The 20,008-nt window shown below is 70.9% G+C and carries 17 protein-coding genes; 7 read left to right on the top strand and 10 right to left on the bottom strand.

All coding sequences use genetic code 11. The features are described from left to right. Positions 1-3 precede the first annotated feature (3 nt). A complete protein-coding gene (gene glpK, locus ABD331_RS00220; RefSeq protein WP_344470036.1) occupies positions 4-1,518 on the bottom strand; it encodes a glycerol kinase GlpK in 1,515 nt (504 codons plus the stop codon). 19 nt (positions 1,519-1,537) lie between these two features. Beyond that, complete coding sequence (locus tag ABD331_RS00215) at positions 1,538-2,344, bottom strand: MIP/aquaporin family protein (protein ID WP_344470034.1); 807 nt, start codon at positions 2,342-2,344, stop codon at positions 1,538-1,540. 96 nt (positions 2,345-2,440) lie between these two features. Between ABD331_RS00215 and ABD331_RS00210 the strand changes: the two genes are divergently transcribed. Next, positions 2,441-4,117, top strand: coding sequence for a glycerol-3-phosphate dehydrogenase/oxidase (locus tag ABD331_RS00210; protein WP_344470032.1), 1,677 nt, complete (start codon positions 2,441-2,443; stop codon positions 4,115-4,117). 128 nt (positions 4,118-4,245) lie between these two features. On the opposite strand, the gene ABD331_RS00205 is transcribed toward ABD331_RS00210, so the two are convergent. Continuing rightward, complete coding sequence (locus ABD331_RS00205; protein WP_344470031.1) at positions 4,246-4,692, bottom strand: GNAT family N-acetyltransferase; 447 nt, start codon at positions 4,690-4,692, stop codon at positions 4,246-4,248. A 47-nt stretch (positions 4,693-4,739) separates the two neighbouring features. Further along, the gene (locus ABD331_RS00200) at positions 4,740-4,871 is read right to left on the bottom strand and encodes a hypothetical protein (RefSeq protein WP_262379474.1); all 132 of its coding nucleotides are present in this window, start codon (positions 4,869-4,871) and stop codon (positions 4,740-4,742) included. A gap of 109 nt (positions 4,872-4,980) precedes the next feature. On the opposite strand from ABD331_RS00200, the gene ABD331_RS00195 reads away from it, so the two are divergent. Further along, positions 4,981-7,101, top strand: coding sequence for an ATP-binding protein (locus ABD331_RS00195; protein WP_344470030.1), 2,121 nt, complete (start codon positions 4,981-4,983; stop codon positions 7,099-7,101). 68 nt (positions 7,102-7,169) lie between these two features. Here the strand turns inward: ABD331_RS00195 and ABD331_RS00190 are convergent, their stop codons facing one another. Next, positions 7,170-8,120: a terpene synthase family protein gene (locus ABD331_RS00190; protein ID WP_344470029.1), complete on the bottom strand. Its 951-nt coding sequence runs from the start codon at positions 8,118-8,120 to the stop codon at positions 7,170-7,172. 124 nt (positions 8,121-8,244) lie between these two features. Next, positions 8,245-8,637, bottom strand: a complete 393-nt coding sequence (locus ABD331_RS00185) for an ankyrin repeat domain-containing protein (protein ID WP_344470028.1) — start codon at positions 8,635-8,637, stop codon at positions 8,245-8,247. Positions 8,638-8,731: 94 nt separating this feature from the next. Between ABD331_RS00185 and ABD331_RS00180 the strand changes: the two genes are divergently transcribed. Together ABD331_RS00180 and ABD331_RS00175 are read left to right on the top strand one after the other, a co-directional pair. Next, positions 8,732-9,631 carry a proteasome assembly chaperone family protein gene (locus ABD331_RS00180; RefSeq protein ID WP_344470026.1) on the top strand — a complete coding sequence of 300 codons (900 nt, stop codon included), beginning with the start codon at positions 8,732-8,734 and terminating at the stop codon, positions 9,629-9,631. A gap of 27 nt (positions 9,632-9,658) precedes the next feature. Further along, complete coding sequence (locus ABD331_RS00175; RefSeq protein WP_344470025.1) at positions 9,659-10,702, top strand: Gfo/Idh/MocA family oxidoreductase; 1,044 nt, start codon at positions 9,659-9,661, stop codon at positions 10,700-10,702. A 16-nt stretch (positions 10,703-10,718) separates the two neighbouring features. Here the strand turns inward: ABD331_RS00175 and ABD331_RS00170 are convergent, their stop codons facing one another. Next, a complete protein-coding gene (locus tag ABD331_RS00170; protein ID WP_344470024.1) occupies positions 10,719-11,510 on the bottom strand; it encodes a tyrosine-protein phosphatase in 792 nt (263 codons plus the stop codon). 64 nt (positions 11,511-11,574) lie between these two features. On the opposite strand from ABD331_RS00170, the gene ABD331_RS00165 reads away from it, so the two are divergent. Beyond that, a complete protein-coding gene (locus ABD331_RS00165; protein ID WP_148434205.1) occupies positions 11,575-12,447 on the top strand; it encodes a hypothetical protein in 873 nt (290 codons plus the stop codon). A gap of 6 nt (positions 12,448-12,453) precedes the next feature. On the opposite strand, the gene ABD331_RS00160 is transcribed toward ABD331_RS00165, so the two are convergent. Together ABD331_RS00160 and ABD331_RS00155 are read right to left on the bottom strand one after the other, a co-directional pair. Then, positions 12,454-14,925, bottom strand: a complete 2,472-nt coding sequence (locus ABD331_RS00160) for an ATP-binding protein (protein ID WP_344470022.1) — start codon at positions 14,923-14,925, stop codon at positions 12,454-12,456. 130 nt (positions 14,926-15,055) lie between these two features. Then, positions 15,056-17,182, bottom strand: coding sequence for a M6 family metalloprotease domain-containing protein (locus ABD331_RS00155; protein ID WP_344470021.1), 2,127 nt, complete (start codon positions 17,180-17,182; stop codon positions 15,056-15,058). Between the two features lie 106 nt (positions 17,183-17,288). On the opposite strand from ABD331_RS00155, the gene ABD331_RS00150 reads away from it, so the two are divergent. Together ABD331_RS00150 and ABD331_RS00145 are read left to right on the top strand one after the other, a co-directional pair. Beyond that, complete coding sequence (locus ABD331_RS00150; RefSeq protein WP_344470020.1) at positions 17,289-18,446, top strand: PucR family transcriptional regulator; 1,158 nt, start codon at positions 17,289-17,291, stop codon at positions 18,444-18,446. A gap of 64 nt (positions 18,447-18,510) precedes the next feature. Further along, on the top strand, positions 18,511-19,512 hold the full coding sequence (locus ABD331_RS00145; RefSeq protein WP_344470019.1) for an amidohydrolase family protein: 1,002 nt from the start codon (positions 18,511-18,513) through the stop codon (positions 19,510-19,512). Between the two features lie 19 nt (positions 19,513-19,531). Here the strand turns inward: ABD331_RS00145 and ABD331_RS00140 are convergent, their stop codons facing one another. Further along, positions 19,532-19,951 (bottom strand): MarR family winged helix-turn-helix transcriptional regulator, encoded by a 420-nt coding sequence (locus ABD331_RS00140; protein WP_344470018.1) that lies wholly within the window; start codon positions 19,949-19,951, stop codon positions 19,532-19,534. Positions 19,952-20,008: the final 57 nt, after the last annotated feature.

Here is a 20,008-nt window from a genome sequence, read left to right as displayed (position 1 = left end):
GTTTCAGTCGTTGGTCCAGTCGAAGGCCTTGGTGACGGCCTTCTTCCAGCCCGCGTAAGCCTTCTCCCGCCGCTCCTCGTTCCAGCTCGGGTTCCACCGCCGCGACTCCGCCCAGTGCGCCCGCAGCTCACCCGTGTCCTTCCAGTAGCCGACGGCCAGTCCGGCGGCGTAGGCGGCGCCGAGGGCGGTGGTCTCGGCGACGACGGGGCGGCTGACCGGGACGCCGAGGATGTCGGACTGGAGCTGCATGCACAGGTCGTTGGCGGTGACGCCGCCGTCGACCTTGAGCACGTCCAGGACGACGCCGGAGTCGCGCTGCATGGCTTCGACCACGTCGCGGCTCTGGTAGCAGATGGATTCGAGGGTGGCGCGGGCGAGGTGGGCGTCGTTGTTGTAGCGGGACAGGCCGACGATGGCGCCGCGGGCGTCGGCGCGCCAGTAGGGGGCGAACAGGCCGGAGAAGGCGGGCACGAAGTACATGCCGCCGGAGTCGGCGACCTGCCGGGCCAGGGTCTCGCTCTGGCCGGCGGAGGTGATGACGTGGAGCTGGTCGCGCAGCCACTGGACGGCGGAGCCGGTGACGGCGATGGAGCCTTCCAGGGCGAAGACGGCGGGCTGGTCGCCGAACTTGTAGGCCACGGTGGTGAGCAGCCCGGACTGGGAGCGCACGCGGTCGGTGCCGGTGTTGAGCAGCAGGAAGTTGCCGGTGCCGTAGGTGTTCTTGGCCTCGCCGGGTGAGAAGCAGACCTGGCCGACGGTGGCGGCCTGCTGGTCGCCCAGGATGGCGGTGATCGGCACTTCGCCGCCGAACGGCCCGTAGCGGGCGGTGACGCCGTAGCCGGTGGGGTCGGCGGAGGGGCGGATCTCGGGGAGCATGGCGCGGGGGATGCCGAAGTACGACAGCAGTTCGTCGTCCCAGTCGAGCGTGTCGAGGTCCATCAGCATGGTGCGGCTGGCGTTGGTGACGTCGGTGATGTGCACGCCGCCGTTGACGCCGCCGGTGAGGTTCCACAGGGTCCAGGTGTCGGTGTTGCCGAAGACGGCCTCGCCGCGGTCCACGGCTTCGCGGACGCCGGGCACGTTCTCGAGGATCCACTGGATCTTGCCGCCGGAGAAGTAGGCCTCGGGCCGCAGGCCGGTCCTGTCGCGGATGACCTGGCCGCGTTCGTCCTGTTCGAGCGCGGCGGCGATGCGGTCGGTGCGGGTGTCCTGCCAGACGATGGCGTTGTAGTACGGGCGTCCGGTGCGCGGGTTCCACACGACGGTGGTCTCGCGCTGGTTGGTGACGCCGAGGGCGGCCAGGTCGGTGTCGTGCAGGCCGGTGCGTTGCAGCGTGGTCTGGATGACGGCGGCGGTCCTGGTCCAGATCTCGATCGGGTTGTGCTCGACCCAGCCGGCCCTGGGCAGGATCTGCTCGTGTTCGAGCTGGTACTTGGCGACCTCGGCGCCGTCATGGTCGAAGATCATGAAGCGGGTGCTGGTGGTGCCCTGGTCGACGGCGCCGACGAAGTCCGGCATGGTGCTCTGCTCCCCTGGTTCAGTCGGACGGCTTCACGGTGTCGCGGTCCTCGCCCTGGGGGAGGAAACGGGCGATGCACGCCTGGTAGAGGGAGGCTCCGAGGACGCCGCCGATCAGCGGGCCGACGATCGGGACCCACCAGTACAGGTCGCCGTACTGGTCGCGCCACGCGCCGCCGTAGCCGGTGAGGAAGCTGGCCAGGCGGGGCCCGAAGTCGCGTGCCGGGTTGATGGCGTAGCCGGCGTCGGTGCCGAAGGACATGCCGATGCCGACGACGAGCAGGCCGATGACGAACGGCCCGAGGTTGGCGCCCGGCGCCATGTTGGCCGTGTCGGACAGGGCGAAGACGACGAAGAGCAGGATGGCGGTGCCGATGATCTGGTCGCGCAGGCCGCCCCACATGTCGACGGGGAAGGTGCCGTTGCCGGGCAGGGTGGAGAAGACGATCTGCGTCTTGAGGGTGTGGCCCGGGTCGAACATGGCCAGCACCTCGGAGTAGTTCCAGCGCACGATGAGGGCGGCGACGAAGGCTCCGGCGGTCTGCGCGAGGGCGTACGGGATGACCTTGCGCCAGGGGAAGCCCCTGCAGACGGCGAACCCGAGCGTGACGGCGGGGTTGAGGTGCGCGCCCGTGGTGCGCCCGGCGACGTAGACGCCGAGCATCACGCCGATGCCCCAGGCCCAGGCGATGCTGTCGTGGTCGCCGAGCTGGGCGGCGACGACCTGGGCGACGACTCCGGCGCCGAACAGGATGAGCACCATCGTCCCGGCGAACTCGGCGACGAGCTCGCCCGTCAGCTCCCTGTGGGTGGGACGTCCGGCCACCGGTCACCTCCTTGATGCGGCGTTGTGTGCCATTCCCTGATCCAGGGAACGAACACGTTCTGTGATTGATCTATTACGGAAAGCGACTGGTGCGGTATGGGGCTGACCGGCGCGCTCGACGCCAGGAACCGCCAGGAGACGATCGACCGGCTCGCCGGGCAGACGTTCGACGTGCTGGTCGTCGGCGGGGGCGTGACGGGGGCGGGCGCCGCGCTGGACGCCGCCTCGCGCGGGCTGCGGGTGGCGCTCGTGGAGAGCCGCGATCTGGCGGCGGGCACGTCCAGCAGGTCGAGCAAGCTGATCCACGGCGGGCTGCGGTATCTGGAGCAGTTCGACTTCAAGCTGGTCAGGGAGGCGCTCAAGGAGCGCGACCTGCTGGTCTCGCGGCTGGCGCCGCACCTGGTCAGGCCGGTCACGTTCCTGTACCCGCTGCGCCGCAAGGTGATCGAGCAGCCGTACGTGGCGGCGGGGCTCACCCTGTACGACGCGCTGGAGGGCGTGCGGCGGCCGATGCCCAGGCACCGGAACCTGTCGCTCAAGGAGGCCCGCAGGCTCGCGCCCGGCCTGCGGAGCGACGTGCTGACCGGCGCGATGATCTACTACGACGCGCAGGTGGACGACGCCCGCTTCACCCTCGCCCTGGCCCGCACGGCCGCCGCGCACGGCGCCGTGATCGCGACCAGGGCCGCGGCGGTGGCGATGCTGCGCGACGAGCGCGGCGAGCGGGTGGTCGGGGCGCGGGTCCGCGACGAGGAGACGGGCCGTGAGGGGGATGTCGCCGCCGACGCGGTGGTGGTCTGCGCCGGCGTGTGGACGGATCCGGTGGCCGCGCTGCCCGGGGCGGCGGAGCCGGGCTTCAAGGTGCGGATGTCGAAGGGCGTGCACGTCATGGTGCCGGGTGAGGCGATCGACTCGCGGACCGGCATGATCATCCGTACCGAGAAGAGCGTGCTGTTCATCATCCCGTGGACCAGGCGGCGGTGGATCGTCGGCACGACCGACACCGACTACGAGGGCGACCGCGCCGAGCCCGCCGCCACCGGCGCGGACGTCGACTACCTGCTGGAGCACGCCAACTCGGTGCTGGCCCGCCCGCTGACCAGGGACGACGTGGTCGGGCTCTTCGTGGGGCTGCGGCCGCTGGTGGCCGCCGACGAGAGCTCGTCCACCACGAAGCTGTCGCGCGAGCACGTCGTGGACGTGCCGCTGCCCGGCCTGGCCACGATCGCGGGCGGCAAGTACACCACGTACCGGATCATGGCCAAGGACGTGATCGACGCGGCGCTGGAGGGGTATGACGTGCCGGAGTCGGTGACCGAGCGGCTGCCGCTGCTCGGCGCGGACGGGCTGCCCGCGCTCGAACGGTCCGTACGCCGCATCGCCGAGGACCACGACCTGGACGTGGACTCCGTGGCCTACCTGGTGCGCCGCTACGGGAACCTGGCCATGGAGGTGCTCGGCCTGATCCGGGCGGACCCCTCGCTCGGGGAGCCGCTGATCGAGCCTGGCCCGTGGCTGAAGGCGGAGGTCTGCTACGCGGTCACCCACGAGGGCGCGCTGCACGCCGAGGACATCGTGGCGCGCAGGACGCGGATGCTCATCGAGTCGAACGAGCTGGCCGACCAGGCGGCGCCGGTGATCGCGGGGCTGATGGCGGGGGTGCTGGGGTGGGATCAGGCGCGGGTGGAGCAGGAGGTGGCGCGCTGCCGGAGCCTGGTGGAGGCGGAACGCACCGCCCTGGCCCAGGCCAGGACCACCGCAACGGACGCCTGAGGGCGCAGGACTCTCCGCAGTGGGCGGCTGAGGGCGCAAAACCTCCGCAGCGGACGGCTGAAGCGCAGGACCTCCCGCAACGAACGGCTGAAGGGCCTCCGCGACAGGCTTGAACCCGCGCGAGGACCTTACAGCGGGCGGCTGAAGGTGACCAGGCTCGTGCCGGGGCCGTTGTAGCCCGGCGTCGGCTCGCTCACGTCGAACCCCATGCGGCGATGGAAGGCGATCGAAGCCCCGTTGACCGGCGCGGTGATGGCCTTGACCACACGCCGCCCGTCGGCGCGGGCCAGCTCGAAGAAGCGCTCGTACATGGCGCGCGCCAGCCCGCTCTGCCGCGCATCGGGCGAGACGCCGACGAAGTGGATGTACGCCTCGTCGGGCAGCGACGGCGACAGCAGGCCGATCAGGAAGCCCGCCGGCTCGCCGGACGGCCCCTCGGCCACCAGGCTGGTGCGGTGGAAGTGATCGAGGAAGAGCCGGGGCAGGGCGCCCTGGATCGGGCGCCCCCACCAGGAGTCGAGGACGGCGGCGATGGCGTCGTAGTCGGCGGGGGTGGCGGGGCGCAGCGCGTACATGCGAGGGAGGCTAGTCCCAGTGCGGCGGGCGGTTGTCCAGAGGGATGCTAGTCCCAGTGCGGCGGGCGGTTGTCCAGGTAGAAGGCGTCGGTGTCGGGCTCGCGCCAGTCACCCCAGCCGAGATCGGTGTCGTCGGCGCTCTGTTCGGGCAGCAGCTGCTCAGGTAGAAAATCCTCCACGACGGACATGCTACCCAGGCGTACAAACCGGCACCGAGCGTGTCCGCCGGTCCAAGGACAGGCCGCGACCACGGCGGTACGATGCGAAGGCAGGTGTCGCCTACCCCCCGTGAGGCTGCCCATGGCCACCCCGACCGGATGGCGGCGTGAAGGCAATCTGCCGGCGGAGCTCACCAGCTTCATCGGCCGGACTCGCCTGCTCGCCAACCTGAAACGGCACCTCAGCGAGTCGCGCCTGGTGACCGTCACCGGCATCGGAGGAGTGGGCAAGTCCCGCACCGTGCTGCGGCTGGCGCACCAGGTGCGTTCCCACTACCCCGACGGCGTCTGGTTCGCCGATCTCGCGCGGCTGCAGGACGCGGGCATGGTCAAGCACACAATCGCCTCCGCGCTCGGCATCGCCGACCAGTCGTCGCGGGCGGAGTCGGAGTCGCTGTCGGAGTGGGTGGGCGAGCGCGACATGCTGCTCATCATCGACACCTGCGAGCATCTGGTGCAGGGCTGCGCCGAGCTGGTGCACGAGCTGCTGGAGGCGGCGCCCAACCTGAAGGTGCTGGCCACCAGCCGCCAGTCGCTGCACCTGCCCTACGAGCACGTGGTGCCGGTGCCGCCGCTGCAGGTGCCTGGCGACGATCCGGCCGAGAGCCTGTTCACCAACGAGTCGGTGCAGCTCTTCGCGGCCAGGGCGGGCGGCAGCGTGCCCGACTTCGTGCTGGACGAGGACAACATCGCGCCGGTGGCGGAGCTGTGCCGCAGGCTCGACGGCATCCCCCTGGCGATCGAGCTGGCCGCGGTGCGGCTGCGGGCGCTGTCGGTGGAGCAGATCCTCGGCCTGCTGGCCGACCGGTTCAGCCTGCTGGCCGGCGCCAGCCGGACGGCGCTGCCCCGCCACCAGACGCTGCGCGCCGCGATCGGCTGGAGCCACGAGCTGTGCGAGCCCGCCGAGCGGCTGCTGTGGGCGCGGCTGTCGGTCTTCGCGGGCGACTTCGAGCTGGACGCGGCCCGCTTCGTCTGCTCCGACGGCCGGCTGCCGTCGGAGGACATCACCGACCTGGTCACCGGGCTGGTGGAGAAGTCGATCCTGCTGATCAGGAGCAACCACGCGGGCGTACGGTACAAGCTGATCGACACCCTGGCCGAGTACGGCGAGGAGTGGCTCGACAAGCTCGGCCAGAAGGAGCAGATGGCCCAGCGGCACCTGGAGTACTACCTGAGCCTGGCCCAGCGCAGCGAGGACGCCTGGTCGGGCCCGCGGCAGATCTACTGGTTCGTCCGCATGCGGCAGGAGCACGACAACGTCCGCGTCGCGCTGGAGCACGCGCTCAGGTCGCCGGGCAAGTCGGCGCTCGCGCTGACGTTACTGTCGTCGTTGTGGTTCATGTGGGTGTGCTGTGGTTTCGCCCGCGAGGGGCGCCTGTACCTGGAGCGGGCGCTGGAGGCCAACCCCACGGTGAGCAAGGAGCGCTGCAAGGCGCTGTGGGTGCTGTCGTACGTCAAGAGCGCGCAGGGCGACAGCGCGGGAGCGCTGGCGGCGGCCGAGACGTGCAGCACCGAGGCGGTGCGGGTGGGCGACTCGCGGGCCGTGATCCTGGCCTCGAAGATGCAGGGCACGGCGGCGCTGCTGCAGGGCGACCTGCAGAAGGCCAGCGCGCTGCTCGGCGTGGCGATCGAGTTCAACACCGAGAACAGGGAGCTCAACCCGGGCCTGCTGCCCGCGATCGTGGAGCTGTCGATCGTGCTGACCACGCAGGGCGAGCTGTACGAGGCCGAGTCGCTGCTGCAGGACTGCCTCCAGGTGTGCAAGGAGCGCGGCGAGCTGTGGGTCAGCTCGTACGCGCAGTGGGCGCTGGCCGGCACCCGCATCGCGACCGGCAGGATCACGGACGCGCTGCAGAACGCCAGGGAGGCGCTGCGGATCAAGCGGCACTTCCACGACACGCTGGGCACGCTGATGGCGCTGGAGACGGCGGCGCGGATCTTCGTCCTGTCCGACAAGCTCACGCTGGCCGCCCAGTTGCTCGGGGCGCTGCAGCAGAACTGGAAGACGGCCGGGCTGCCGCAGCTCGGCGCGCCGTGGATGACCGAGGAGCACAACGCGTGCATGCGCGACTGCCGGCGGCGGATGGGCGAGCTGGCTTACAAGGACGCCTTCGAGGAGGGCGCCCGGCTGGATCTCGATGAGGCGTCCGCGGTCGCGCTGGACGACCCGGACGCCCCCGACGAGAGCTGAGGTTGCGGGACCGTTTTCAGACACTTTCCGATGGCCTGCGGCGGGGTGCCGTCAGGCCGGGGGGACCGTCAGACGGCCTGCGGCCACTGGGTGCCGTCAGGCCAGGCGTGCACGTAACGGGCACTGCCGAGGGAGAACGCGATGTGGCCTCGCACCCAGTGCTCGAGGCCTCGTACGTACTTGCGGACCGGGAGCGGGGCCCACTGTTCGAGTGCCGCCCGCCGGTCGAGGAACGCGGCGATGGCGTCGTTGTGCATCTGCGCGACCTCGTGCAGCGCGTCCTGCAGTGACAGGGCCTTGTGGGTGGCCAGTACGGTGACGAGGTTGTGCCGGGCCTTGTCGTTGCCGCGTTCCTTGGCGTACGACAGGAGGTCGTTGTCCCAGCCGATGAGGTCGCACGCCAGGTCGGAGAGCGTGCGGACGTCGGGGTGGTGCCACTCCTCCGCCTCCAGCCGGTAGCCGCCGCCCGCGTCGATGAGGGCGAAGCAGGTGTAGGTCGCGCCGGTGATGCGGCGCATGAGGACGTAGTCCTCGGGGGTGGGGATGAGGTCTACCTCGCGATTGGCGGCCTCCCAGATCTGGGCGAACAGGTATTCCTTCACCGTGATGCGCCACCGGTCCACCTGGGCGGGGGTGGCGTACGCGGAGATGCGGCGCAGCAGCTCGTTGAGTGCGAGACCGAACGGGTCGCCGGCGTCGGGTTCCCGGCGTCCGTCGAGGATCTCCAGGAGCGGCGGCAGGGCGCGGGCCAGTGCCGAGGCCCGGTGCCCCATGAGCTCGCCTTCGCAGAACGCGTCGTCGAAGGCGAAGAGCCAGTTGTACCAGTCGTTGATCAACCGGAGGCTGTCCCGCGGCATGGTGGGGTTGGTCCGTGCCGCGAGCAGGCCGATCTTTGAGCGCCGGAAGTGCTCGATGGTGTCGGCGCCGTTGAGCATGTGTGAGGCGGCCAGCCATGCGTGGCTCTCCGCGTCGACCTCCGAGGCATGAACGTTGATCTCACTCGGGAACGGACATGGCAACGGAGGGATGTGGAGCGGTCGCCTACTGAAGGAGTGCGCAGAAGTAGCCACGCCCCCAGCATGACTATCGAGTGTTCGAAAGGCCACACTCGGCAACTTCGAGCCCTTTAATGCTTATTTCATACTATGAATCTCTTTGCGCGAACCATTGGATAAACTGGTCATTCGCGAACATTCGCGCGGTCTCCAGCGCGGACGGCTGCCCGGCCTCCGGATCGGCCCCCGCGTCCAGCAGGGCTCTGACCACGGCAGACTCCTTCTTGAAGACCGCGCCCGCGAGCGGCGTCTGCCCACGGTCGTTGGCACGATTCGGATCGGCCCCGCTTGTTACAAGCATGCGTACGGTCTCGACGTGACCGTAATAAGCCGCCAGCATCAGCAAAGTGTCACCTTTGCCGTTGGTCAGGTCGACCGGCACCCCGGCGGCGACGTAGGCGCGCAGCGTCTCGGTCTCCCCCGCCCTGGCCAGGTCGAACAGCTTGGTGGCGAACTCTTCCAGCTCTGGATCCCCGTCCATGGGTCCATTGTCCCTCGATAGGGTGCCGTGCGCGGAATCGATACGACCCGCCGTAGGTTCTGGAGAAGAGTACCTAGGGAAAGGCTGTTTAACCGTGTTCGACCCGAAGGATCTCTACGAGCTCGCAGCCGACGCGCCCGAGCTTGCCGATCCGGTGTTGCTGTACCACTTCGACGGCTTCGTCGACGCGGGCTCGGCCGGACGGCTGGCAGTGGGCCACCTGCTGGCCGAGCTGGAGCACCGGGTCGTGGCGACGTTCGACGTGGACCGGCTGCTCGACTACCGGTCGCGGCGACCCATCATGACGTTCGACACCGACCGGTGGATGGAGTGCGAGAACCCCGAATTGGCCGTCCATGTCGCCAAGGACTCGACGGGCACGCAGTTCCTGGTGATGAGCGGGCCCGAGCCCGACCGTGAGTGGGAGCTGTTCACCAAGGCCGTCGGGGCGCTGGTGGCGGAGCTCAAGGTGAGCAAGCTGGTGACGCTGCACGGCATCCCGATGGCCGTGCCGCACACCCGCCCGCTCGGCATCACGATGCACGCCAGCAGGCCGGAGCTGATCAACGCGCAGACCAGCGCGTTCGGGCGTGTCCAGGTGCCGGGCAGCGTCGCCGCGCTGCTGGAGCTGCGGCTCGGGGCGCAGGGCCACGACGCGCTGGGCTACGCGGTGCACGTGCCGCACTACCTGTCGCAGGCGGAGTACCCGACCGCCGCGGTGAGCGGGCTGGAGGCCGTGACGCGGGGGACGGGGCTGGTGTTCCCGATGGACGCGCTGCGCGACGCGGCCCGCCGTACGACGACGGAAATCGAGGAGCAGATCCGGGCATCGAGCGAGCTGTCCACCGCCATCAGCGGGCTGGAGCAACAGTACGACGCGTTCGCCGCGGGCGCGGAGCGCGAGAACCTGATGGCCGAGACCACCCCCATGCCCACGGGTGACGAGCTGGCCGCCCAGTTCGAGCGCTTCCTGGCCGAACGCGACGACGAGTAGCGGGCGCCCCCTCGATACGCTGGGTCGATGAGTGAGATTCGCGTCGGCCTCGTCGGTTACGGCACCGCTGGGGCGTACTTCCACGCCCCGCTGATCGCCGCCACTCCCGGCCTGTCCCTGGTGGCCGTCGTCACCAGGAATCCCGATCGCCAGGCCGAGGTGGCCGGCCGGTACGGCGCGGCCGGGGTGGCCGACGTGCGTGACCTGTGGGAGCGGTGCGACCTGGTCGTGGTCGCCTCGCCCAACAGAACGCACGTGGCCACCGCGACCGCCGCCCTCGACGCGGGCCTGCCCGTCGTCGTGGACAAGCCGCTGGCCAGGACCGCCGAGGAGGGCCGCGAGCTGGTCCGGCTGGCCAAGGAGCGCGACCTCATGCTCACCGTGTTCCACAACCGGCGCTGGGACGGCGACTTCCGCACCGTGCGCCGGCTGGCCCGCGAGGGGCGGCTGGGCGACGTGCTGCGGTTCGAGTCGAGGTTCGAGCGCTGGCGGCCGGTGCCGAAGGGCGGCTGGCGGGAGTCCGGCGGCCCCGAGGAGGTCGGCGGCCTGCTGTACGACCTGGGCAGCCACCTCGTCGACCAGGCCGTGCAGCTCCTCGGGCCGGTGCGCGACGTCTACTGCGAGAGCGACGTCCGGCGGGCGCAGGTCTCGGCCGACGACGACACGTTCATCGCGCTCACCCACGCGGGCGGTGCCCGCTCGCACCTGTGGGCCAGCTCGATGGCGGCCATGCCCGGGCCGCGCTTCCGGGTGCTGGGCTCGGCCGCCGGCTTCGTGAAGTACGGGATGGACGTGCAGGAGGAGCGGCTCAGGGCGGGGATGACGCCCGATTCGCCGGGGTTCGGCGACGACGTGGAGGACCGCTGGGGCGTGCTGGGCACGCAGGACGATCGCGAGATCGTACGCACGGAGCCGGGGGCGTACCTCGACTTCTACCGGGGCGTGGCGGCGGCGCTGCGCGAGGGCGCGGCGCCGCCCGTCGATCCGGAGAGCGCGGTGGACGTGCTGGCGATCATCGAGGCGGCGCGCCTGTCCGCGACCGAGCGGATCGTCGTCCACCTCGACGCATAGCTGAATCCATGGAGGGTCAGCCGCGCAGGCGGGCGCGCATGGCGGCGGTGTCCTCGTCCGTCCATCCGTTGCGGGACAGCCAGCCCAACGGCCCGCCGAAGCGGTCGTCGAGCACGCCGAGGAACTGCTCGATGTAGCGCGCCCTGGGCAGGTGGTCGTCGGCCGGGCGCGAGTCGAGGTCGTCGCGGTAGGTGCCGCTGCCCCGCAGCCGCTTGAGTATCAGCTCCAGCCGCTCGCCCGTTGCCACGTAGTCCTCGACGATCGCCTCCCGGGTCACCCCGGCCAGCTCCAGGGCCAGCGCCGACAGCACCCCGGTGCGGTCCTTGCCGGCCGCGCAGTGCACCAGGGACGCGCCGTCGCTCAGCGCCATCGCCCGCAGGGCCGCCACCACGGAGTCGGGCCGGTCGCGCAGGTAGCCGAAGTAGAAGCCGGTCACCCGGAGCTCCTCGTCCACCACCCGCTCGGCCCAGGGCAGCACCCGGTCGCCGTCGATGGTGTCGGCCTCCACGTCGGTGTGCCGGCCGCCCTCCGCGAACAGCGTCAGATGGTGGTGGCGCACCTCGGGCACCCGGGTCAGCGGCCCCGGCCCCTCCAGCGACACCTCGGCGTTCGAGCGCAGGTCCACCACGTGCCGCAGGTTCAGCTCGCCCACCAGCAGCGCCACGTCGGCGGCGGTCAGCCCTTGCAGGTTGTCGGCGCGGAAGATCTGCCCGCGACGGGTGCGGCCACCGTCGCTCGTCGGCAGTCCGCCCAGGTCACGCGCGTTGACCGCGCCTTCCAGATCGATCCACCTCGTCGTCTCACTCATTATTACGACCCTATATGTCCCTCAACTATGAGCGGATTCGCGGTTCATAACGCAGCATGAACGTATGGATCCACGTGCTCTGCCTCCACGGCTGGTGATCGATCCATCGCTGCACCCGGAGATCTCGGTCGAGCTGCGGTCGAGTCCGCACATTCTCCGCATGGCTCGATCGGGCGCGCGAATGGACACGACCCGCAACCCCGCCCTGCTCTTCGTCCTGCCGGCCTTCCTGATGTTCCTGATGTTCGTGGCCGGCCCGGAATACTTCTTCATCGCGAGCATGGGAGTCGGCCTCATCGTCCTGATCCGGTGGATGGCGATGGACAGCACCTACAGATCGACCAAGCGAAGACTCCGCCTCGCCAGGGAGCACGCCAACCAGTACATCCTGCCGGAGGACCTCGACTATCCCTGCCAGCAGCTCCTGCGCCGCGCGCAGAACGCGGTCGAGGCGATCATGGCCTCGGCGGTGCACAAGGCGGGGCTGATCGACAGCATCGACAACCAGGTGTCGCTGCCGGAGGAGATCTGGCAGATCGCCACCCGGCTGCGGAAGCTGTCGTCGATGCACGCGGAGCACGGCAAGATCATCCCACGTGAGCTGCCGCCGGGCATGGAGGACGCGTTCAAGCCGTACACCAGCGCGCTGGACGCCGCCTGGACGTCGCTCTCCCAGCGGGTGCGCCACCTGGAGAAGTACGCCAAACAGGTGCTCAAGGCGGACAAGGTGTACCACGCGCACACCCGGCTGGAGAAGCTGGCCGCCAAGACCCCGGAGTACCAGCAGCTCCTCGCCGAGACCGTACGGGACGAGCTGGCGCACGAGCGGATCAGGGAGCTGTCGGATCAGGCGGCTCACGTGCGCAAGCTGTTCGAGGAGAGCATCCTCCAGGCCAGGCAGGCGGCCGGAGAGCTGTTGCGATCACCGCTCACGTAAAGCTGCTCAGGCAGAGGGGGCGGCGCGCCGCAGGAGCTCCAGCGTCCTGCGCATGCCGGCCTCGTTCCCGAGGCTGCGGTAGATCTCCCTGGCCTGCTCCAGCGGCTCCACCGCGGCCCCGCGCCCGCCCGCGTCCAGGTGCGCCTCGCCGAGGTAGCGCAGCCCTCTGGCCATCCACCACCGGTCCTCCAGCTCGGCGAACTCCCGCACGGCCCGGCGCAGCTCCTGTTCGGACTCCTCGATCCGCCCGAGCCTGGCCAGCGCCCGCCCGGCCGACACCGCGGTCCTGGCCACCCCCCACGAGTCGCCCAGCGCGACCAGGATCTCCTCGGCCCGCCGGACGTAGTCGAGCTCGCGCAGCCCGTTGTCCGGGTCGCCCACCTCGCCGGCGGCCCGCAGGCAGCGCGCCTCCTCCCACAGCTCCCCGCGCTGCTTGAACATCTCGCCGGCCCGGTCGAGGCTGAAGCCTGCCCTGGTGAACAGGTTGGCGGCCAGCCGGTGGTCGCCGTCGCGGTGCTCGCCGCGCGCCTGGGCGGCCAGCACCTCGCCGTAGACGCGCAGGGTCTGGGCCTCGGAGTAGCGGTTGCCCTCGCGCTTGAAGATCTCCAGGGCGTCCTCCAGCAGCTCCCTGGCTTCCTCGGGCCGCCGCTCCGCCATCCGCATCTCGGCCAGGTTGCGCTGGGTGCGGGCCATCCACCACAGGTCGTCCTCGCCCTTGAAGCCGGTGATGGCCCCGATCAGGAAGTCCTGCGCGCGGTCCAGGTGGCCGTCGCTGAACAGCGTCATGCCGATCGTGCGCATGGCCCTGGCCGCCCACCAGGTCTCGCCCAGCTCGGTGAAGAGCGCCAGCGCCCGCTCCGACTCCGCCAGCCCGCGCTCGCGCAGGCCCAGCCCGCCGTGCACGGCGGCGGCGTCGAGCAGGGCGATGGCCATCGAGCGGCGGTCGCCGGTCTTCTCCGCGGCCTCGCAGCCCAGCTCCGCCACGGCCACCCAGTCGGCCCAGTACGCGCGCAGCGAGTGACACAGCGAGCAGAACGCCCTGGCCAGCCCCCACGTCAGCTCCCAGAGCCGGAGCTGGTGGGCCAGGTGGATCATGGCGATGAGGGAGAGCCGCTCGGCGTTGAGCCAGTCGCCAGCCCCGAGCTGCCCGTCGGCGCTGGCCCGCCGGCCGCCCCTGCTCCAGTCCTGCGGCCAGCGGTTCTGCGCCGCCGTCTCGGCGCGGCGGCGGTAGCCGTAGAGCACGCGCTCGATGGCGGCCCTGCGCCGCTCGTCCTCGTCATGATCGGCCAGCTCGGCGGCGAACACCCGGACCAGGTCGTGCAGGCGGTAACGCATGGCGCCGGTCTGGTCGGTGCCCGAGCACTCGGCGAGCTGGGCGTCCATGAGCGCTTCGAGCTGGTCGGCGCCGTCGAGGCCGGAGATGTCGAGCAGCTCGCCGGCCACCCAGCCGGGCACGTCCGGGGAGGTCAGCGCGCTGAGCAGGCGCAGCAGGCGGCGCTGCATGCCGGTGCAGTCGTCGTAGCTGAGCTGCACGGAGGCGCGCACGCTCTTGTCCACCGTGGGCGCCACCTCCAGCATGTCGAGGATGCGCCGCGTGTCGGCCAGCCGGTGAGCCATCTCGCGCATCGTCCACTGCTCGCGGGTGGCCAGCCGGCCGCCGCAGATGTTGATCGCCAGCGGCAGGTAGTCGCACAGCCGCACGACCTCCTTGGCGGCCTCCAGGTCGTCCACGACCCTGGCCCCGCCGGCCAGCCTGGCCAGCAGCTCCACCCCGTGCGCCTCGCTGAACTCGCCGAGCCGCGTGTCGTGCGTGCCGTTCAGGAACAGCGGGGCGCGCGAGGTGACCAGCACCGCGCAGCCCGGCTCGGCCGGGATGAGCGGCTTGACCTGTTCGGCGTCGTGCGCGTTGTCCAGGCCGATGAGGATCCTGCGGCCCTTGGTCCAGGTCAGCCAGAGCTTGCGCAGCTCCTCCAGGCCGCCGGGGTCGGTGGTCAGGCGCACGTCCAGGGCCCGCAGGAAGCCGATCAGCACCTCGTCGGGCCGCACCGGGGCGTCCACGCCGCCGCGCAGGTCGGCGTAGAGGCGGCCGTCGGGGAACCAGCCGGCCACCTCCTGACCGAACCTGGTCATCAGCGCCGACTTGCCGACGCCGCCCCGCCCGTACACGGAGACGACCAGCGGCGGCGAGAGGTCGGAGGCCTTGCGCCGGGCGGCGAACACGCCGCGCAGCTCGGACAGCGCCTCGGCGCGGCCGGTGAAGTGCTCGGGCACGGGCGGCCACTGGTCGGGCGCCAGCGGGCCGGGCTCTAATCGGGGCCGGCTCTTGGCCGCGCCGCGCGACTCGGTGGTGGCCCAGGTGGTCAGGCCGACGAGGAGGGCCGCGGCCACGGTCACGCCGACCTTGGCGGCGGGCGGGATCTCCCACTCCACGGACGCGGCCAGCACGCTCGCGGCGGCTGCCGCCAGTCCGGCGGACACCGGAGCCGCCCAGGGCACCTTTCTGCGTCGCGGTTTATCCGGAAGGTTGTCCCCTGTCAACGAACACCCCCTTTGGGGGTGATTCAAGCCGATGGGGTACGGCTTGCGCCAGCCGTACCCCATCGTTCACTCAGATTCCGATCACATGACAGGTGGCCGTCATGGTCTTGCTGGGATCGCTCTCCGACGTGGCGGTGAGCTTGACCCTGGCCAGCCGGTCGCCGCCCGCCTCACGCACGGCGTTGACGGTCACGAGCGACTGCTTGCCGAACGCCACGGAGGCCAGCGCGTTGGGGAGCTGGGCGGTCCAGCCCTTGCCCTGCACCTCGGCCTTGAGCCGGTAGAGGTCGGACTTCAGGAACGCGCTGACGTCCTCCGGGTGCTGCCCCTGGGCCGCCGCCGCCTTGCCCGTGTTGAACAGCGGGAACTTGCAGGTGGAGATGTTCCTGGCGGTGGGGACGCCCGCGGCGGGCAGCAGCTTGAGCCCGCGCCGCTGCGGCCCCGCGCCGTCGAGCGAGCGGATCGCGACGGTGTAGGACAGCTCGCCCTCGCGGTTGCGGTGCACGTCCGTGATGTAGAAGTGCAGGCGGTTGGCCTCGTCGACGTACTCGTACTCGCTGCCGGAGTCGGTGCCGGCGTGGAAGAGCGCGTCGGAGAGCTGCCGGTAGTCGCCGATCGTGATCGGCACCTTGGTCCCGTCGGGCAGGACGTAGTCGGTCATGCCGATGTCCTGCGGGTTGGCGTCGATCACCCACTCGAACGCCGGGAGCTTCCAGCCGGGGCCGCGGTCCTCGTTCTTGGTCTTGGCCAGCAGCACGCCCGCGTCGGGGGTGAAGGAGTCGCTGCCCATCCGGTCCACGACCTCGACGGTGTAGTTCTCCCAGCCGCCGCCGTCGCAGAGCGGGTTGGTGGTGACGTCGCAGGCGGGGCTCTTGTCGCCGGTGTCGAAGGAGATGTTGACGCCCGACAGGCCGTTCTCGCCCGGCTGCACGGAGCGGGCCGTGACCTTGGCCGTGACCAGGCCCGACTCGTCGAGTGCCTCGCGGGAGAGCCGCAGCACGTTCTGCTCGTCCACCATGCCCAGCTTGATCTTGTTGCGCAGCATGTGGTGGGCGCCCATGGAGGCGCCGCCGGTGGGCGGGATCAGCCAGCGGGAGTGCGGGCCGCCGGGGCCGTTGAAGCTGCCGCGGCTGAGCATCTCCCAGATGCCGGTGTAGGCCCTGTTCACCGGTGTGGCGTAGGGGTTGTTGTAGTTGTCGGCGATGCCCATGATGTGGCTCAGCTCATGGGCGTAGACCGCCATGCCCGAGCTCTCGGCCTGCACCGAGTCGACGCCGAAGCGGGCGTTGGGCCAGAACGTGGATCCGGCCTGCCAGGAGGTCCACTCGACGTAGCGGGTGGGCGACCAGTTGGGCAGCGCGGGGTCCGGCGGGCCCCACTCGTCGGTCACGTCCTCCTTGGCGGGGAACTTCATCATGCCGAACTCCTGCCAGGTGGACGATTCGTCCTGGCCGGCGCTCAGGTAGAAGACGAAGTCGTACTGCGCGGCCACGTCGGGGCCGACGGCGGCGAGCCAGGCGGCGTTCCCGTCGGTGCGCAGGTTCTTGGTGCAGACGTCACCCGCGGGGCACGCGCTGCGCTGGTACTCCATCGCGTACTCGTGGTCCTTGCCGGGCATCGTGTACGGGCCGAACCCGGTCAGCTCCACACCGATCCGCCCGCCGGAGTCCTCCATCCAGTACTCGTGGATGGTGTGCCCCTTGTTGAGGTCGTTCGGGGTGTTGAGGAAGTCCTGGTAGAACTTGGCGACCTGCTCGCGCGGGACGTCGTGGGCCTCGGCGCTCGGGTTGCCGAAGACCGTCGAGCCCTTGGGCTGGGTCACCACGAACTGCTGGTTGGGGTAGTCAAGCAGGACGAGCGCGCCCTTGAAGGTGCGCTGCGACCCCTTGACCGCCGGGTCGTTCCAGGTGGTGCCGGGCGGCTTCTGGTAGTCCGCCCAGGTCATGTTGTCGGGATTCTCCCAGTTCTGCGGGTCGATGGGCTTGAGGTCGCCCGGTAAGGGGCGGGCGCGCAGGGCCTGGGCGTCGTCGAGAGGGGTGTCCGACTGCCAGGGCTGCGTTTGCGGCCAGTGGTCCAGCCGCCACGGGTGCTCGGGATCCTCGGGGGGTGCTGCGGAAGCAGGGGTCGCCATCAGGCTCACCGGGATCAGCACGATGGCCGCCAGCAAACCCTTCAGCAGCTTCTTCGGGGCGTTCACGGATTGACGGTATAGACGTTATTGACGGAGATCACCGAGCAGTTGTAGGGAAGACTCGTAGTGACGGTTCCGTCATTTGACGAAAAATCCACGTAGAGGTGGGAATGTGGCGGATCTCCAGCGGACCGTTGACGAGTTGGCCGCCCGGCTCGGCCGCCCTGCGCTGCTGGAGGACCGCGTCCAGCGCGTCGTGGCGTACAGCGAGCAGAGCGGCGCGATGGACGACGTGCGCCGCGACTCCATCCTGCGCCGCCACACCGTGCCGGAGGTGCGGCAGTGGCTGCGGGACGCGGGCATCCACGAGGCCACCGAGCCGCTGCGCACGCCCGGCGCCCCGCACCTGGGGCTGCTGCCGCGCGTCTGCGTGCCGATCAGACACGCGGACGCGCTGCTCGGCTTCCTCTGGCTGATCGACGCCGACCCGCCCATGACGGACGACGGCGTCGCCGAGGCCGCCGCTACCGCGCCCGGGCTGGCCCTGGCCCTGTTCCACGAGAGCCTGGCCAGCGGGCTCGCCTCGCACCGCGAGCTGGAGGCCGTCACCGGGCTGCTGCTCGGCGAACGGGACGCCGCCGAGCAGCTCATCGAGGCCGGCGCGTTCCCGCAGGCGCAACCGGTGAGCGTGCAGGTGGCCAGGCCGCGCACGGCCGAGCCGGACGACGCGCTGCGGCTGGCGCTGGAGCAGGGGCTGCTCGCGCTGCGGCGGCGGCTGAGCGGGCACCATCCGCTGCACCTGGTGCGCTACGACCACGCCGTGCTGCTCACCGCCGGGCCGCCGGCCCCCGCCGACGACCTGCACGCGGCCATGCCGGTGCCGGTGGTGGTGGGGATCGGCAGGCCCAGGGCGGCGCTGGCCCAGGCGGCGGGGTCGTACCAGGAGGCCAGGCACGCGGCCGAGGTGGTCGCGCGGGTGCCGGGGCTCGGGCGGACGGCGGAGTGGGCGCGGCTGGGCGTGTACCGGATGCTGACCCGGGTGCCGGACCAGGAGCTGCATCCGGGGCTCGAAGGGCTGCTCGCCGACGCGCAGTACCTGCCGCTGCTGGAGACGCTGGAGACCTACCTCGACCTGGCGGGAAGCGCGGTGGCGACCTCGCGGGCGCTACGGCTGCACCGCACGTCGCTGTACTACCGGCTGCAACGCGTGGAGGAGCTGGCGCGCACGGATCTGAAGGACGGCGGCGAGCGGCTGGCGCTGCATCTCAGCCTCAAGCTCGCCCGGTTGTCGGGGCGCTACTTACCTAGGGATTCACATCATTCGCCCTGATTGCGGTGATGTCACAGATTCACGTTTAATGCTTTGAGGGCTGATTTCTGACGGGGAGTAGGAAATGCCGTCCGTGAAGCGTGCCAGGCCGATGCTGGGCCGGCGCGCGCCCGCACCGGTGGTGATCCACTCCGCGCCGCTCGTCCTGCCCATGTGCGCCGAGCCCGTCCGCGACGGCGCGGTGGCCACGCGGGACGAGCGGGTGATCTCCGTCGGTCTCCGGGCCGACCTGCTGACGTCCCACCCGGCCGCCGAGGAGGTGCGCTGGCGGGGCATGATCGTGGCGGGCCTGGTGGACGCGTGCTCGGCCGGGCCGTCCGCCGCGCCGGGAGTGACGGCGCGCGCCCGCGTGGTCTCCGACCTGGCCGACCCCGGCTGCTTCCCCGGCGTCTCCTACATCGAGGTGACGAGCGGCAGCGAGCAGGAGTGGGAGGACGTCGAGCGGGACGCCGTCATCACCGCCATCCGCGAGATCGACCGGCCCTGCGCGGTCGGAATCGCCGTGCACACCCGCGACTCCCTGGTGCTGGAGGACGTGGCCGTGCTGGCCAGGACGTTCGGGCTGCGGCTGCTGGTCGACCTCGACCGGCACTCCCCCGCCACGCTGGACGAGGCGGGGGTGCTGGGCTCGCTGTGCCACGTGGTGTGCGCCAGGCCGCTCGACCCCGGCGAGCGCAAGCTGCTGCGGCTGCGCAGGACCGTGGTCGGTCTGTACCCGGCGGCGGAGGACGCTCTCTCCCTGCTGGAGGAGGGCAACGTCGTCGCCTTCTGCGAGACCGGCCCGGCCGGGCCGCTCGGGTCGGCGGCGGCCGTGCGGCGGCACGTGCGCGAGCGCGGCCTGCGGCCTCGCGGGCTGGACCGCCGGCTGGTGGAGGCCGCGACGCTGGGCGGGGCCAGGGCGCTGGGCATGGACCGGGGCAAGGGCAGGATCGGGGCGCTGGCGCCCGGCGCGCGCGCCGACTTCGCGGTGTACGACGCGCGGGGGCGCTACCCGTACTCGGCGTTGCTGGCCGGGCCGCCGTGCCTGGCCACGGTCGTCGGCGGCACCCCCGCCCAGACCGCCTGACCGCCCACCGGAACCGCGCTCACCGGAATTGGGCGTCCACCAGCATCAGCAGCTCCCCGAGCTGCCCGCGCTGCTCCTCCGACAGCACCTCGAACAGCTCCTCCCCCGCCCGCCTGCGCGCGTCGCGGGCCTGCTCGGCCAGCTCCCTGCCCTCGGGCGTGATCACGAGCAGCGTCGAGCGGCGGTTGGCCGGATCGACCTCCCTGCGCACCAGCCCGGCCTCCTCCAGCGCGTCCACGACCGGCGTGAGTGATCGCGGCACGATCCGCAGCTCGTCGGCGAGCCTGACCATGCGCATGGGCCGCTCCGCGTCCGCGAGCGCCCGCAACGCCCGCGCCTGGCCGGGGTTGAGCCCGAGGGGCACGAGCCGATGTGCGTAACCGTGCCGCAACCGCTTGCCGACCAGGAACAAGAGCTCGGCGAGCTCCTTTTCTGCCATACGGATCAGTTTAGCGGAACAATTATGAGCTAACCTCTGTTTGAGTGGACATCTGAA

Source organism: Nonomuraea monospora (assembly GCF_039531895.1).
GTDB lineage: Bacteria > Actinomycetota > Actinomycetes > Streptosporangiales > Streptosporangiaceae > Nonomuraea > Nonomuraea monospora.
The sequence above is the reverse complement of the archived record's forward strand: the minus strand, read 5'-3'. Positions and strand labels throughout refer to the sequence as shown.